Genomic DNA, 15,009 nt, shown 5'->3' with positions numbered 1-15,009 from the left:
CGGACGCAGGAGGAATGGTTGTGTTGCAAATTTCGAATGTAAAAGCTGCCCGGGAACTTTTGCAGCAGGACGCTATCCGTCATGGCACGGAAGACAGTCTGGTGGTCGATGCTACGAGGCGAATCTACGCAGATACAGCGCCGACAGCTGCCGCGCTTTTTGCACTCGACGCCTGGTTCGAAAATGATCAACGTAATTTTCAGTTCTGGACGCGGATTTTTCAGCGCCTCATGAATTGAAACTTACTGTAATGGGGCCGCCCACCGATCGAGAGCGTAGCCCCGACCCTGGGCTGTTCTGATCAAATTTGGACCGTGCCGCGCCAAAGCACGCCGTATATGGCCGATATGAATGTCGACCGTGCGTGGCTCGACGATAGCTCCCTGACCCCATACTGCGTCGATGAGGTCCTGCCTGCTCCAGACAATTTCAGGCTTTTGCATGAGCGCTTCAAGCAAACGAAACTGCAACGGCGTGAGTTTGACGCGATGCCCGTTGCGAAACACCCGAACCTGCGAACGGTTCAGCAACAGGTCGCAATAGGTCAAAACAACTCTCGTGGCATCCGTAGTCGCGATATTGCCTCGGTATTTTTGGAGAAATCCCAGCAAAAGAAGGGGATCGAACGGAGGGTTCAGGACCAGATCGAAACGTTCATTGATTTGATGTCCAGTATCGATGCCACTCCTGTTCAGTATAACCAACGCGAGACTTGGAATCCGTTCCCCAAGGTGAAGAAACTCGGAAAGCTCAGCCTCGCTGCCGTCCCATATCAAGACACCCGGATTCCGTTCGGCGCCGATCTTGGCAGTCGTCAAATCTTTGAGCTGTGATGCGAGTTCCGAATCGAACCCTTCAACCGAGAGTAGATGACGAAGCATCAGAAACAATTGCGCGTCTGATGTTTTTATCAGAACCTTCGACATAACATTCATCGTCCCGTTGAAGCACTATTAAAGCGAAACGTATTCTCCCCCGTTTACATCGATCGTGGCACCATTGACGAAGCCAGCGCTTTCCGACGCCAGGAAAGCGATCAAAGCTGTTACATCGTCAGGGCTTCCCAAGCGGCCCACCGGAATGCGCGAAAGGGCATCTCGATTTGAATCGGAATCCACTGGGCTAGTCATTCCGGTTACGATATGTCCCGGCGCAACCATATTGGCCGTAACTCCTGTCCCGCCAAGCGTGGACACGAGAGAACGAAGGCAACCCGATAGCGCAGCTTTTGATGCGGTATAAGCGCTGCCAGCGAGTCTGGGTACCGCCCTGCTAGCAATAGAACCAACCAAAACGATTCTACCGAAGCGCCGTTTAATCAGATCCGGCAAAATACATTGGCAACAAAGGACGTGTCCGATCAAATTGGTTGAAAGGACTGTGTTCCATTCCTCAATCGTTGTCTCGACAAACGCTGCAGCTTTGCCATCTTTTGCTTTGGGTGATACGCCAGCATTACAGATCAGAGTGTCTGGCGAACCCCAATGGCCTCGCACGGTATCGAAAAAGCCGATAATTGCTGTCGGTTCAGTTATGTCTACACACCGATATAAGATTGCATCTTTCCCGAATTGCGAAATGAGCAACTCTCCAGCCGCCGAAACTCGCTGTCGCGTCTGCCCGAAAAACGCTACTTTGTACCCTTCACTGGCCAATTGTCTGACCGTTGACAGCCCAATGCCTGAGCTGCCCCCGGTAACAACTGCTATACGCTCACGTGCTCCAGCCGTCATGCTGCCTGATCCATTGCCGCAAAAAGAGAAAGCGGAGGATGAGCGTCGGGATCGGTAATCACTTCAATGAGCGACGGTTTACCGCTTTCAATGCTCAGACGCAGCTGCTGCGAGAAGTCAGCAGCATTATCGACAGTGGCAGATCGACATCCGCATGCTGAAGCGATCGCTGCGTGATCGACCGGAGCAAAATGGCACGCCGTGGTATACCGCCCGAATTTTACGGTTTCGGCATCTTTCTGGAAGCCCAACACGCCATTGTTCAGAAGAACAACGGTGACAGGTAACTGCATACGTATCATCGTTTCCAGTTCGGCCCAGCTATGTGCAAATCCGCCGTCCCCTACGATGGCAACCACTGGGTTATCAGGATGGGCAACCTTTACCCCCATCGCAAGCGGTAAACCCCATCCAAGGCCAGCAAGCCCTCGCGGTGTAATGAATCTTCTGCCCACCTTGCGACAGCGAAGCTGACCTACGACCCACATGGACGAATAGCTCGCATCTGCCACGACCGTTACGTCATGCTCGAGCCAGGGCTGCAATTCCTGCATAACGCGCTCAGGCCTCATCGTGGCTGAGCGATCCTCAAGAACCGGTCCGCGAGCTTCGTCATATTCCGCCCAGAAACCCGCAATTCTCTTCTCGTAAGCGAGGCGGGACATGTCGCGCCGAAGGAAGTCTCGCTTCGACAACGCTTCGCATAGGGCCGTTAGCGTTTCGTGCGCATCGCCATGCAAACGCAGCGCCTCGTAGTTGCGCCCGATCTCACCGGGGTCGATGTCAATCTGGATGATTTTCGCTGAAGGAGGAATCTGCTGCCAATTGTCGGTTCCGTTCTGATTAGTGCGTGTTCCGGCAAGGATAACCAGATCTGCTTCCTTCATCAGTTGGCCACTGTAGAAACCCAACGATCTTGGGCCAGTCAGCGCTCCCAGAACGCCAGCAGACAGAGGATGGAATTCGTCAACTGCCCCTTTGCCCATATTGGTCGTGAACACGGGAAGGGAGGCTACTTCCTGAAGGCGAGCCAATGCTGCCGCTGCGCCACCGGCGTGAATACCGCCGCCAGCCAATACAACGGGGTTGCTCGCGTCAGCAATAGTATCCGCCGCAGTCTGAATGAGATCGTCCGATGGACGAAACCTGTCAAGCGGCCAGTAGCCAAGGCAAGCAGTTCTCGGCTTACCGCTCTTCGGAGCCGGGCTGCGCAGCAGGTCCGCCGGCAACAAAAGCGCAACCGGTCCCGCTCGCCCACTTGTCGCGGCGGTAAAAGCTGCATCGATGTAGTCATCGACGCGCTCGGCCACATTAAGTCGACGGACCCATTTCGTGCAGGACTGGAAGAGGGCAATTTGATCGATATCCTGAAAGGCGTTCTTGTCCGTTTGGTTCCGTTCGACATCCTGCACAAGTGCGACAACTGGGATGCTCGCTTTCAGAGCTTCGGCTAGTGGTGGAACCAGCAACGTAGCCGCAGGACCGTTCTGTGCCGCGACGACCCCCACCTTGCCAGAAACACGGGCATAACCGTCCGCCATCGCTCCGCCCATATTTTCCTGACGATAGGCGATCTGGCGAATTCCGCAGGCTTCGGCCGCAAGAATAACAGCGGAGGGCAGACTTTGTGCGAAGATCACCTCGACGCCATGGCGGACTAGTGCTTGAGCGATACGATCAGCAACGCTGTCTGTAATTGCGGCATGTTTCATGGATGGTCCTCCCGAACGGGGTTTTGTACAAGGAAATTATCAAAAAGCGAGGCAATGAGCTCGACTTCTGTGTTGCCCATCGGGGTCGATAGGCTGGCTGCCGCTCCAAAGGGCAACAGCACGCCATTCCGGGCGAAATACCGTGTGAGTTCTCGCATGCGTAAGGCCTGATCAGCCGACATGATCGAAGCGCGGTAATCAGTCGGCGCTTCACGTTTTGGATGAATGCGGAAGAGGGAGGCGGCTCCGGTGATCGAAAAGGGAGCCTGTCGCGACTGAGCGATCTGCGAAAGACGTGAGCGTAAAGCATCTCCCAATTCTTCGAGTCGTACGAAGGCATCGGGTGTCAATGCATTCATGGCAGCAAGACCAGCCGCCATGGAGACCGGGTTAGCGGAGAATGTCCCACCTTGCGAAACAGGCGGCTTGCCGTCCCGTTTTTCGAAGACCGACATGACTTCGGCGCGCCCGCCGATGGCTCCAATTGGAAAACCGCCCCCGATGATCTTGCCGGTTGCTATCAGATCGGGACCAAGACCGTAGCGGTCCGAAGCACCCGTATAACCTTGCCTGATATTCAACACCTCATCGGCGATCAGCAGAATGCCATGTTTTTGCGCGAAAGTTGTCAGTGCCCCAATAAACCCCTCGTCTGGCGCAAATAGCCCGGCCCGGCTTGGCATAGGATCAATCAAAATACCGGCGATCCGATGCACGTGGCTCTCGAGTTTCGAACTGATCTCCTCCTTGTCATTGAACTGGAGGACAATGACATCGTCGCCAAGGCTGGTCGGCGCACCACGATATCCAGGCCGCGCAACGCTTCGACCCGACTCGTTGGTGGGATAGGTGCCGGTTTGCCCCGTTTCAGCCCAATCGTACCCCCCGTGATAAGCTCCCTCAAAGCGAACAATCGCAGAGCGGCCTGTGAACGCTCGCGCGGCCTTGATTGCAAACATGACCGCTTCGGTCCCGCTGTTGACGAAGCGAACCTTTTCCATTGCCGGGATACGGGAGATCAGCAATTCAGCCAGTGCGACCTCGTGTTCCGTCGGATTGGAAAAACAGGTCCCGTTACGCAAAAGCCGCGCAACAACTTCCGCAACCGGTTCGAAACCGTGTCCGTGAATTAGCGTGGTGAAGTTGTTGTTCAGGTCCAGAAGACGGTTATCGTCCACATCAACCAGATAGGCGCCATCACCACGTTCAATGTAAATCGGTATTGGATCGATATCGATCGTGACGCGTGACACACCCTGCGGTAAAACCCGCAGGCTGCGGGCGTAAAGGCGTGACGATTCCGTACTGAGCACCGGAACGTCACGGTGTATTTTCGGATTGGGTATCATTGATTGGGCCTTTTAAACGCACATCAGCTAACGCTTTTGCGTTGCCTTCACAATTTTGTTGCAACAAAAATGCGAAAGGTCAAGTCCATACAACAAAAATCTATCTAATCGCGGAGCGCGCTCGCGCCGCCTGGCGCAAGCGCCGATAGCCATCCCGAATATCGTTCTCGAAGGCGGCGCGCAAGGAAGCGCCATCCTTGTCCTCCAGCGATTCAATGGCTATCTGGTGGTTTCGTACCCCATTTTTTTCTTCGGCAAACTCCGGATAGAGATCGTAAAGAGATGGGCCAACCCTGAGCCAGGTCCCTTCGATCATGGATAAAAGCCGAGGCATTCCGGCCATTCCATAAACATGAAAATGGAAATCCTTGTTGTGCCGCAAAACCGTATCATAAGCGCGCCGGTCCAGCGCGTCGTTTATATAACTCTGAATATCCTTAAGTTTTTCAATGTCTTCATCGGTAACCGAGTTTACTGCAAGCTGTGCTGCCAGCCCTTCCAGGGCAAGCCGAATAAGCGTGATCTCGCGCAGGCTGTCTTCGTTTAAAACCGGCACGATTACGGTTTTTGGTCCCGAATAGACCAATGCGCCTTCACCGGTGAGACGGTTGATCGCGTCCCGCGCAGGAGTGGAGCTGAATCCGAGATCCTCGGCTACGGCTCGGACTGTAAGCTTCTTGCCAGGCTTGTATTCACCGCGTATCAGCCGCTCTTTCATTTCGCGGTACGCTACATCGCCAAGACTTGGTGCCTGACCCTCATTGGTGAGGTCCGACAATTTTGTTGTGCTCATTTTAAGCCGCAATCCCTGTTGACATATCAGAATTATGATGCAACAAAAAGACCATGTAAAGTTTTTGCAAAGATTTTGTCGCGTCATTCTAGGTTTTAGCAGCGCGTACTCATGGAGTCACGTGGTTGCTGGATAGGCACGCCTATGCGTCTGGAACGTCAATGATGCTTTTTGCGTCGAGACCGAATGCACGGGCACAGATTCCACGTGGTTTCCGGAGGAGAAAAGATTGATCGGTCAGAAATTAATGCTTGCCGGAGTTCAGAAAAGATTTGGTGAAACCTGGGCTATCCGTGAAACCACGCTCGATATCCGGGCAGGCGAGTTCGTTTCCATCATTGGACCGTCCGGTTCCGGTAAAACGACCTTGCTCACCATGATCGCCGGCTTCGAACAACCGACGAACGGCAGAATTCTGGTGGGCGGCACAGATATAACCACGCTCCCGCCCAATCGGCGTAATATCGGTATGGTGTTCCAGAAATATGCGCTGTTCCCCCATCTGACGGTTCGGCAGAACATTGCGTTTCCACTGAAAATGCGTCGACTAGGTTCGAAGAAAGAGATCCAGACACGCGTCGATGAGATGCTTGAACTGATCCGTCTCAATGACTTCGCGGACCGTTATCCGAACCAGTTGTCCGGTGGACAACAACAGCGTGTGGCCGTCGCCCGTGCGTTAGTTTTTTCTCCTCCCGTCATCTTGATGGATGAACCGCTCGGTGCCCTCGACAAGAAATTGCGAGAGGCAATGCAGTTTGAGATCAAGCGCATTCAGGAATATCTCGGTGCGACAGTAATCTACGTCACTCACGACCAGGAAGAGGCGTTGACCATGTCCGACCGCATCGTGGTAATGCATGATGGCTGCGTCCAGCAGGTTGGTACTCCGTCAGAACTCTATAATGAACCGAACGGCACCTTCGTTGCTGACTTTATTGGCTCTATCAATTTTATTCCGGCAACTTATCGCGGCAATGAAAACGGCAAGTGCATTCTTGATATCTCAGAGGGTGTTGCTGTGGAGGTGGATCCACGACTTCATCCCCAAATGGCACACAAATCTATCGGTTCCGATATCAGGATGGCAATGAGGCCGGAACATGTTCGTATCTCTTCCGATCAGAGTGGGGGACAACTGTCCGGTACGATCGAGGCGTCCGTCTTCATCGGTTCGAGCACTGTCGTCTTGGTCCGACTTGACGCCTTTCCAAATATCGACCTTCGTGTCCAATTACCTGCAACGGCATCTTCACCGGCGTTGCAAAGGAATAGCCGCGTCGGTGTAAGCTTTGATACCGTCTCACTCCTGATTTTCGACCTTGAGACGAGGTTGGCGGCATGAGTTCCTCGTTTTCCAGTCTCGGCACATTCCTTCGGGGAAAATCCGCACGCCAATACCCTCCTCTAACATCATGGCTTCTGGTGTTACCATTGTTATTTCTATTGGTCGTTGGCTTTATGTATCCGATCAGTAGACTCATCGCGCTCAGTTTTTCGGACGACGCGATAAGCTATGGACGCATCGTAGAGCGAAGTCTTTATCTCGATGTCCTGGCTTCCACAGTCGGCGTTGCGGTCGCTGTGACGGCCATTGGCTGCGTGCTCGGCTTTCCTGTTGCTCTGGTCATGACAAGAGCGGGACAGGTTGCCCGGATTATAGCGGCGATTTGTGTCTTCATTCCGCTTTGGACTTCGGTTTTAGTTCGCTCCTATGCTTGGATTGTCCTGTTGCAGCGAAACGGGATTGTGAATGGGGTTCTCAGCGCTCTCGGTTTGACCGAGCAGCCCCTCAAGCTTCTTTACACGCAAGGAGCGGTGACGCTGGCGATGGCACATGTTCTGATGCCTTTCGTTGTGTTGCCCATTTATGCGGCGCTCAAAGCTATACCCAAGGACCTCGATCGAGCTGCTCTTAACCTTGGCGCAAGTCCGTGGAAGGCTTTCTTCGTCGTCACGTTTCCTTTGTGTCTTCCCGGGATATTTGCCGGTGCCACATTGTGCTTTGTTTTGGCGCTCGGTTTTTACATAACGCCCGCTCTGGTTGGAGGGCCGGATTCGATGTTGATGGCAACGCTGATCGGTCAGGAGACAACTGTGACACTCGATTGGCCCTTCGCTGCTGCTCTTTCTACCGTGTTGCTCGGCATGACAATTATTTTTGTCGCATGCTTCCGGCGAGTACTGGCGCTCAATAAGGGGTTCGCAAGTGTTCATTAATCAGTTCTCTACAATCAGTTCGAGCCGGGAGATCGGGACTTCAAGAATGTCACTGAAGGGAGGGCGCATGGGTAATCTCGCCTGGAAACTGTTCGCGGCCTTCTTCGTGAGCATCGTATTGTTGTTTCTCATTCTACCCACATTGATCATAGTTCCAATGTCGTTCAGCCAGACGGATTATCTGCAATTCCCGCCGCAAGGTTTGTCGTTCAGATGGTACGCGGCTTATTTCGGCGATCCTGACTGGATGGCGTCAACATGGTTCAGCCTGAAAATTGCCTTGGCGACAGCCGTGACTTCCACCGTTGTGGGAACCATGGCGGCTCTCGCCTTTGTCAGAGGCGAGCTACCCTTCAAAGGGGTGTTCCACGTACTGACGATCGGCCCGATGATCGTTCCGCATATTGTACTGGGTGTCGCCCTCTATCTGGTTTTTGCACCGCATCAATTGACTGGAACCTTTTCAGGATTTCTGGTCAGTCACACGGTCTTGTCGGTTCCATTCGTGATGATTACCGTAGTCGCGGCTCTGCAGCGTTTTGATCCAGCGTTGGAGCTTGCCGCCCTGAACTGCGGAGCAGGGCGTGGCAGAGCGTTTTTCCACATCACTTTGCCGATAATCGCACCAAGTATCGGAGCCGGATTCGTCTTCGCCTTTCTGGCCTCATTTGATGAGGCCACTGTCGCGTTCTTCATTTCGGACATCAGCGGCAAGCCGATCGGCAGAAAAATGTTTGAAGACATAGATTTTAATCTGACACCAACCATTGCAGCCGCCTCCACCATGGTTGTCCTGGTGTCAATGTGCCTTATTGCACTGTCGTTCGTACTGTCACGTTCCAAGCAAAACTGAAAAAAGGGGAGATAATTATGACACTTCATAAAGTGGCCGAATGCGCCCGCCGATCCATGGCCGTCGCGACGATAACGCTTGCGATAAGTGGTTACCCCGGCGCGACATCGGCTAGCGAGGTCGTGATCGCATCGACGGGAGGGGTGTACGATCGCGCACTAAAGGAGGCCTGGTTCGATCCATTTACAGCGCAGACGGGGATCCGCGTAAAAATTGTATCCGCAACCAATTCGGAGATGCGGGCGAAAGCCTCAGCAATGGTCAAAGCCGGAAACGTCTCATGGGATCTTTATCTCGATGGAGAAATCCAATCGGAATCGGAAGCTCACCGACTCGTAACCGAAGATCTCAGCGAGTTTTGTAAGGCATTCGCCAAACGGCCCGATTTGGCGGCGAACGCTTGTGCGCCAGGCGGTGCTTTGCTCCAGTCGACCGCAACGTTGCTCGTCTACCGAAAAGAAAAGAAAGACCAGCGGGAACCGCGGACATGGGCTGATATGTGGAATACAGCCGAGTTTCCTGGAGGTCGAGCATTCCCGAATTTTGATGATCCCTGGCGCGTATTGGCTGCAGCCTTGCTTGCTGACGGTGTGACACGTGACGAACTTTTCCCACTCGATATCGACCGAGCATTCAAAAAGCTGGATGAAATCCGTCCCGCCGTCTCGTTATGGTGGAAGAGTGGCGATCAAAGTGTACAAGGATTTCGAAACAACGAATACGCGCTCGGTCAAATCTGGCTTACCCGTGCACGTGCACTGCAAACTGAAGGCCTTCAGATTGGTTGGTCCTATGAAGCATCGTTCTTGGTTGGGGATCGCATTGCGCTCGTGCGAGGAGCGCCAAATCGCGAAAATGCCCTCAAACTTATAGCTTTCTGGCTTGATAATCCGGCCGCACAGGCCAAAGCGTGCGATGTCTTGGCCTGTACGCCGCCGAGCACGGAGGCAATTGCAATGATGTCCGAGGAAACCAAGCGCTTCATGCCAACAGCAACCCAAGTTCGAGACACCGTAGTGGTTCCAGATGCCAAATGGATCAACGAGAATGCCAGGAAGTTGCTGCAGAGTTGGAATATGTGGGTTCGAGGTTGAACATTGCGATAGTACGCAAGGATACGCCGGACCGTTTCAGTGCCGGCGCCTTGATATCTTCGGAGCGCGCTGAACTGTAAATATTACCCGCACAAGTGAAAGCAGTCAGCGCGCGGTGCGGGAACAACGCACGAATGAACGCAGCCCTGAAGGATAAGCTCGAAGGTTTAAGGATGTGAAATCCCGGTGTGGTCATAACCCACGGTACGTCATGTGAAATATTTATGCATCGATTTGATATAACAAAAAAGTGAACAAAGTTTCTATCAGTTTATAAATATTCACATAAATATTGACCTTATCATAACTCTTATTAAAATTATTCATAAACTTGATAATTTATGTCGCAACATTGATATCGACGGAGAATGCTGGCCGTGAATCTTAGCGTAAAGATCTGCACACAAAACCCGCAGAACTACCTCATACTTAGTCACATTCTCAGTGTTGCCGGCTATAAGCCGAGCCTCATGAGCCTGCAGGCTCCATCGAACTTGGCAACGGAAGCAATTCCATATGCGATATTGTTTGATACAAGCGAGAACACAGAACCCATTCTTAAGTTTTGTGCTGCTATTAAACAAAATTCCGCCACCAGAGATATAATTCTTGTAGCGCTGGCTCAGTCTTGCAATTCGCTGAATTTTCTTGATTTTTTGCAGGCTGGATTCGACGAATTTTTCCCTCATCCTTTCGTGCCCGAGCGAGTGCTGTCATTTTTACACGACCGGCAGACCACATCTTTGGAGCGCAAAACGTTAGCGTCCGATCGCCATAGCAGTGTCCATGTTGGCGAACTGAATATCCTGTCGAGCGAAAGGACCCTGAGACTCGGGGAAATGGAAATACGGTTGACACCCACCGAGTTTCGAATTTTGCGAGGGTTCATTGCCGCACCCGGCCAAGTCATGAATCGAGAGCAATTGATCAAAATCGGTTGGCCGCCGCATCATTATGTCCAGCCACGAACCGTAGACGTCCACGTCGGTAATCTGAGGCGTCAGCTATGGAAATTGACCGGAAAGAACCTTATCCGAACAGTTCATACGACCGGATACGCGTTCGAATTTTCACAATAAACTCGCAAATGATAAGAATATAAATTTTGTGAATAATATATCCGATAATTCTTCTTAAATGCTTTGTTGCGAGAAAGCATTCAGTAAGTTTTCATACCGGCACCACAATGGAGGATGTGATGCCAAAGAATTCGTTTGAATCGTCTCAAGCTCTATCTGGAACGGGTGTCCGCAACACGGCCAAGTTGATCGGTATTGCAGACTCCCATTTTGACGCTGCCCATCTTCAAGGTGTTATGGCACTTTATGCCGACCCGAGAGAAGGACGCCAGGTCCAGCTACGTGGTCGCAACGAGACCATCGTTGATTTCGTCCGGTGTTCCTATCTAGGATTGGACAACCACCCACTTATTGTCGCGGGAGCCATTGAGGCAGTTCGACAAAACGGTAGTTTGCACTGGTCGTGCGCGCGGACAAGGCTGAACTTCGCGCAGCTTGTCGAACTCGAAGAGGTGCTTTCAAAGCTCTTCGAAGCCCGCTCTATTACTTATACGACCGTTCTGGCCGCCAACATGAGCGCCCTCCCACTGGTTGCTTCTGGTCATCTGACAGGCGGTATAAAGCCGACGATGGTTTTCGATCGCTTTGCTCACGCAACCCTTGCCTACCATAAGAAAACAGTGGCCGATGAAACCGCCGTTCAAACGATTCCTCACAACGACTATGAAATGCTTGAGGACATCTGTAAGAAAAACCGAAGCGTAGCCTACATTTGCGATGGCGTTTACTCCATGGGAGGCAGCGCGCACATTGATGAATTGAAACGTTTGCAAGAAAAATACGGGTTGTTTCTCTACATTGACGATGCACACGGTATATCCATTGTCGGAAGGAAAGGGCAAGGTTATGCGAGATCCCAGTTCGATAACCTTGGAGATCGAACCATAATTGTCACATCGTTAGGGAAGGGATTTGGAGCATCTGGGGGGCTGCTGATGCTTGGAACCGCCCACCAGGAAAGTTTGTTTCGCCGTTATGCTATTGCGCACGCATTCTCAGCGTCACTCAATACTGCCGCTATTGGTGCTGGGCTAGCTTCAGCTGAAATCCATCAGTCTTCAGAGCTAGGGCAACGACAGGCCGCATTGCAGGACAATATCGCATTTTTCGACAGACTGATCCCCACAGCTCAATCGGGCTCCGCGCTGCCGATCCGCATTATCCGCATCGGCGATGAAATGACATCCATTGGGTGTGCCCAGGAGCTTTTGAAGAAAAATTTCTACGCTTCAGCTATCTTCTTTCCAACCGTAGCCAGGGGCGAAGCAGGACTACGGGTTTCCATTACCGCCAGCCATCAGGCGAATGAGATTGAGAGTTTTTGCAGCGCTGTCAAAGAGCTCCTGATCGATAATGGCTAGCCCCAACTGGCTCGATCAGGGAAACAGATTTCTATAATCATCAAGTTATCGAGAACCGGTCTGCTCCATGACACCTCACTTTCGTGACGATCAGCAGTAGTCAATCGATAATAGATTTCCTGGCTGAGAACAACGACGACGGTGCAATCAGTTTCGCGACCGTAAGCGGAGAAATGCACGTTGCACGTCGCGACGTAAGGAACCTACGGCTTCCATGATAAAAAATATCACATACACGCACAGTACCGAAACGTTCGTAACTCATCCAAATCCGGATGAGGCAGGCAAATTTCTATGCATTGAGTTCAGCGCGTGTTTGGTGTCTTTCGAAATCATTGGCCGGAACAGTGTTATCAGTTTTGGCGATGGTTACGCGTTTCTGCGGCCCGTGGCGGACGGCCTTCACGTTCGGGTGGAGGCTACGTGCCTCGTTACATTCATAGGAATCCAGTCTCTCCTTACCGTTAGCTTCGCTTTACAAAGTCCTGTGAAGGCCCGTGCATCTGGCTGCGACTGAGATCAAGCGGCGCTTTGCCTGCATCTGGGCAAGATGGTTCTCTGATTTACTGAACGATCTTCAGCCGGTTGAGTTCTTTTTGCAATATCGTGATCAAACAAGACATGGCCGCCCCCATCTGCTGCTTGCATCCGAAAGTCCAGTCTTCCTCCCAGAGTTCAGCTTCAATGCTTGCGGCATACTGGTAGCCGGTTTCGCTGCCAAATTTGCTGTTCGCTCCAGATAGTGCCCCCACGCCGAAGGGCCCTATATTGAAAACGCCACCAATGCCTGCATTGTAAAGTTCTCAGTACCCTCGACATGCCCCTCAATGGTTGTGTTACTTGTGAGGCCATCTCGCAATGTGCCGCCTCCTACGATCCGGCCATCATAATCATTCGATTCCGTGCCGTAGTATCGGCGGGCAAAGCCGGTTTCAGCGAAGAAATCCGCGAGCCCCTTCGCCAGCAAATCAGCCGAAGCATAGAACGGCGCTTCCGTCACCGTTTCAGGGCCCAGAACGTCGCGAACCACCATACGCGCTGTGCCTGCGCCAGTGACCACCGGGAGGATGGTGATCGAGAACGGCCCGGACGCAACATTGCTGATCGCACGACGGGCATTGTCGATATAGACATCGGCCGTTGACGGCACGGCCGGAGACCCCAACAGTTCAGGCAACGGCATGGTGACCAGATCGGGCCGCAGTCAAAAAGTGCGCCGGATTTACACGCCGCCCAGACGGGTCGGTCGCGTCCATGAAAGGCCACCCGTGATGAAGTCGCCAACGTTATAGGTCATCAGTGTTTGCTGATCCGGATAGGACCATCTCGTATCGAGCCGCGTCGAGCCGAACCTGTCGGCATCGGACAAACTGATCACCTGCGACGACGAGAAGACGCCATAGGGACCGAACAGGCGTCCTTCCATTAGGCCCGATACACCTTCGAACTGCGTCAGATCATACCAATCCTGTCCACCGCTGGCGTCATAGATCGTATAATTCACCAGCCTGCCGAAATTGCTCTTGGCTTTGGGCTTGTCGTCCTCTTCCTCAGACGCGACTTCCTCGCCAGACTGCGCATCAATGACACGCGCGGCGCGCTTGTTTTCTTGCGCATTGAAACGAACGATCTGGTCCTCCTTATCATAGGTGACGTTAACCCCGGAGAGCCGGTTCACGTCGATCCATCCGTCGTCCCGCGCAGCTTCCCTAGCGGGCTTGATCCCGACATTCTTGAGCTGTTCCGGCTCAATAAGAAGTGATCCGTCCGGTGTTTGACGAAACGTAGCGATCAGTGCCGATGATGCGCCATTCACATAGACCTCAAGCTGAAGCTCCAGAGGGGTATCGTCGGAAACAAGCGTCCCCGACGACGTAGGTGGCAATTCCTGCGCCGCAGCTTTCAGACATCCTGTGCAGACCGTTAGAAACGCAATCGTCAAAACCGCAAGATCGACCGCCCCGGGCGCTCGCTTGCACATTTATCGGGCCAGCTTCGCTTTGAGCTGAAATCGCCAGCGAGCCACCACCCCGACTTCCACCTGTTCCAGGAATAAACCAAGATGCACTTGATTGCCCCAGAACATATCCAACAAGGCCTTTCCGCTGTGCGACGGCACGACCGCCCGCACCCTGCAATGCAAGGTCGAAGACACGCAGACGCTTGTTTCCTGTGTTGTTAACGGTCACCCGATATCCGCCCGATTGACGCTGGACGCTCCATGACGGGTTCGCATCCGGCGTACCGGGTTGCGAAAAGAAAACCGGAATGGAATGACGGATCACCAGATTGAGTGTGCCGGATCGTCGCTGCGCAATATAAGGAAGTTCATCGACAATCAGCCGGTAGCTTTCTTCCGCCTTGACCGGACTTTTCGACGTGCGAACGATACGCACGATGTTTTCGCTGCCCGGTTTCAGCTGCGATATGGGCGGGCTGACGACGACATCGGTTGCTTCCGCGTAAGTGTCCGCTCCGTTGCTCTGGCTCCAGCGGTATATTCTGGCCTGAACATTGATAGGCCGTTTAGCATCGTTCCAGATGCGAATGTTTGAAGCCGCGGTCTGCGCGCTCAGATCGATGATGACCCCGAACGCGCCCTTTCCGGTCCTTTAGGAGAAATATCATCGGACGGTATTGGTTCCTTGCTCTCCGCTATTTTGAGGGCTTACTCCATAATAATAAGGCGTTGCAAATATAAATCCCAAGATGACACCAATAGCTAAAGCATGTCGCTGTTAACCGGATTCGGGATTCCCGTTTGGCTTGATCTGTGATTCACTTGTCTCATGGAAGGAGATGCACCATGGGCAAG

Annotated in this window: 16 protein-coding genes; 7 read left to right on the top strand and 9 right to left on the bottom strand. The window is 52.7% G+C overall.

From position 1 onward, the window contains the following. On the top strand, positions 1-239 hold a 239-nt coding region (locus tag D8666_RS23615), incomplete at its 5' end, for a Y4oE-related protein (protein ID WP_235859073.1). 3 nt (positions 240-242) lie between these two features. On the opposite strand, the gene D8666_RS24560 is transcribed toward D8666_RS23615, so the two are convergent. The 5 genes from D8666_RS24560 to D8666_RS23590 form a co-directional block, all read right to left on the bottom strand. Continuing rightward, on the bottom strand, positions 243-443 hold the full coding sequence (locus tag D8666_RS24560) for a winged helix-turn-helix domain-containing protein (RefSeq protein WP_235859076.1): 201 nt from the start codon (positions 441-443) through the stop codon (positions 243-245). Between the two features lie 510 nt (positions 444-953). After that, complete coding sequence (fabG, locus tag D8666_RS23605; protein ID WP_121539644.1) at positions 954-1,733, bottom strand: 3-oxoacyl-ACP reductase FabG; 780 nt, start codon at positions 1,731-1,733, stop codon at positions 954-956. Beyond that, positions 1,730-3,445 carry an acetolactate synthase catalytic subunit gene (locus D8666_RS23600; RefSeq protein WP_121539643.1) on the bottom strand — a complete coding sequence of 572 codons (1,716 nt, stop codon included), beginning with the start codon at positions 3,443-3,445 and terminating at the stop codon, positions 1,730-1,732. The genes fabG and D8666_RS23600 overlap by 4 nt, the downstream gene beginning before the upstream one ends. Further along, complete coding sequence (locus D8666_RS23595; RefSeq protein ID WP_167836182.1) at positions 3,442-4,794, bottom strand: aspartate aminotransferase family protein; 1,353 nt, start codon at positions 4,792-4,794, stop codon at positions 3,442-3,444. The genes D8666_RS23600 and D8666_RS23595 overlap by 4 nt, the downstream gene beginning before the upstream one ends. A gap of 100 nt (positions 4,795-4,894) precedes the next feature. Then, complete coding sequence (locus D8666_RS23590; RefSeq protein ID WP_121539642.1) at positions 4,895-5,587, bottom strand: GntR family transcriptional regulator; 693 nt, start codon at positions 5,585-5,587, stop codon at positions 4,895-4,897. A gap of 229 nt (positions 5,588-5,816) precedes the next feature. Between D8666_RS23590 and D8666_RS23585 the strand changes: the two genes are divergently transcribed. From D8666_RS23585 to D8666_RS23560, 6 genes are all read left to right on the top strand, one after another. Beyond that, positions 5,817-6,932, top strand: coding sequence for an ABC transporter ATP-binding protein (locus tag D8666_RS23585; protein WP_121539641.1), 1,116 nt, complete (start codon positions 5,817-5,819; stop codon positions 6,930-6,932). Further along, complete coding sequence (locus D8666_RS23580; protein ID WP_121539640.1) at positions 6,929-7,807, top strand: ABC transporter permease; 879 nt, start codon at positions 6,929-6,931, stop codon at positions 7,805-7,807. Before D8666_RS23585 ends, D8666_RS23580 begins: the two co-directional genes overlap by 4 nt. Before the next feature lie 67 nt (positions 7,808-7,874). Next, on the top strand, positions 7,875-8,660 hold the full coding sequence (locus tag D8666_RS23575) for an ABC transporter permease (protein WP_121539648.1): 786 nt from the start codon (positions 7,875-7,877) through the stop codon (positions 8,658-8,660). Between the two features lie 56 nt (positions 8,661-8,716). Beyond that, positions 8,717-9,754: an ABC transporter substrate-binding protein gene (locus tag D8666_RS23570; protein ID WP_235859075.1), complete on the top strand. Its 1,038-nt coding sequence runs from the start codon at positions 8,717-8,719 to the stop codon at positions 9,752-9,754. 368 nt (positions 9,755-10,122) lie between these two features. Further along, positions 10,123-10,833, top strand: a complete 711-nt coding sequence (locus D8666_RS23565) for a winged helix-turn-helix domain-containing protein (RefSeq protein WP_235859072.1) — start codon at positions 10,123-10,125, stop codon at positions 10,831-10,833. A gap of 119 nt (positions 10,834-10,952) precedes the next feature. Then, the gene (locus D8666_RS23560) at positions 10,953-12,194 is read left to right on the top strand and encodes an 8-amino-7-oxononanoate synthase family protein (RefSeq protein WP_167836181.1); all 1,242 of its coding nucleotides are present in this window, start codon (positions 10,953-10,955) and stop codon (positions 12,192-12,194) included. 563 nt (positions 12,195-12,757) lie between these two features. Here D8666_RS23560 and D8666_RS23550 read toward each other — a convergent pair. The 4 genes from D8666_RS23550 to D8666_RS23535 form a co-directional block, all read right to left on the bottom strand. Beyond that, positions 12,758-12,946, bottom strand: coding sequence for a hypothetical protein (locus tag D8666_RS23550; protein ID WP_121539636.1), 189 nt, complete (start codon positions 12,944-12,946; stop codon positions 12,758-12,760). An 11-nt stretch (positions 12,947-12,957) separates the two neighbouring features. Further along, positions 12,958-13,344: a hypothetical protein gene (locus D8666_RS23545; protein WP_167836180.1), complete on the bottom strand. Its 387-nt coding sequence runs from the start codon at positions 13,342-13,344 to the stop codon at positions 12,958-12,960. Positions 13,345-13,416: 72 nt separating this feature from the next. Continuing rightward, positions 13,417-14,079, bottom strand: coding sequence for a fimbria/pilus outer membrane usher protein (locus tag D8666_RS23540; protein ID WP_147438031.1), 663 nt, complete (start codon positions 14,077-14,079; stop codon positions 13,417-13,419). Next, positions 14,018-14,770, bottom strand: coding sequence for a fimbrial biogenesis chaperone (locus tag D8666_RS23535; RefSeq protein ID WP_210261483.1), 753 nt, complete (start codon positions 14,768-14,770; stop codon positions 14,018-14,020). Before D8666_RS23535 ends, D8666_RS23540 begins: the two co-directional genes overlap by 62 nt. Positions 14,771-15,009 lie beyond the last annotated feature (239 nt).

It is taken from the genome of Ochrobactrum soli, from assembly GCF_003664555.1.
Lineage (GTDB): Bacteria > Pseudomonadota > Alphaproteobacteria > Rhizobiales > Rhizobiaceae > Brucella > Brucella teleogrylli.
This window is presented reverse-complemented; position numbering and strand designations above follow the sequence as displayed.

What these genes read in the sequence shown, in the direction of transcription:
- D8666_RS23600 (WP_121539643.1), bottom strand. Translation starts at nt 3,445, where the DNA reads ATGAAACATGCCGCAATTACAGACAGCGTTGCTGATCGTATCGCTCAA.
- D8666_RS23595 (WP_167836182.1), bottom strand. Translation starts at nt 4,794, where the DNA reads ATGATACCCAATCCGAAAATACACCGTGACGTTCCGGTGCTCAGTACG.
- D8666_RS23560 (WP_167836181.1), top strand. Translation starts at nt 10,953, where the DNA reads ATGCCAAAGAATTCGTTTGAATCGTCTCAAGCTCTATCTGGAACGGGT.
- D8666_RS23575 (WP_121539648.1), top strand. Translation starts at nt 7,875, where the DNA reads ATGGGTAATCTCGCCTGGAAACTGTTCGCGGCCTTCTTCGTGAGCATC.
- D8666_RS23570 (WP_235859075.1), top strand. Translation starts at nt 8,717, where the DNA reads ATGGCCGTCGCGACGATAACGCTTGCGATAAGTGGTTACCCCGGCGCG.
- D8666_RS23580 (WP_121539640.1), top strand. Translation starts at nt 6,929, where the DNA reads ATGAGTTCCTCGTTTTCCAGTCTCGGCACATTCCTTCGGGGAAAATCC.
- D8666_RS23565 (WP_235859072.1), top strand. Translation starts at nt 10,123, where the DNA reads ATGCTGGCCGTGAATCTTAGCGTAAAGATCTGCACACAAAACCCGCAG.
- fabG (WP_121539644.1), bottom strand. Translation starts at nt 1,733, where the DNA reads ATGACGGCTGGAGCACGTGAGCGTATAGCAGTTGTTACCGGGGGCAGC.
- D8666_RS23590 (WP_121539642.1), bottom strand. Translation starts at nt 5,587, where the DNA reads ATGAGCACAACAAAATTGTCGGACCTCACCAATGAGGGTCAGGCACCA.
- D8666_RS24560 (WP_235859076.1), bottom strand. Translation starts at nt 443, where the DNA reads ATGCAAAAGCCTGAAATTGTCTGGAGCAGGCAGGACCTCATCGACGCA.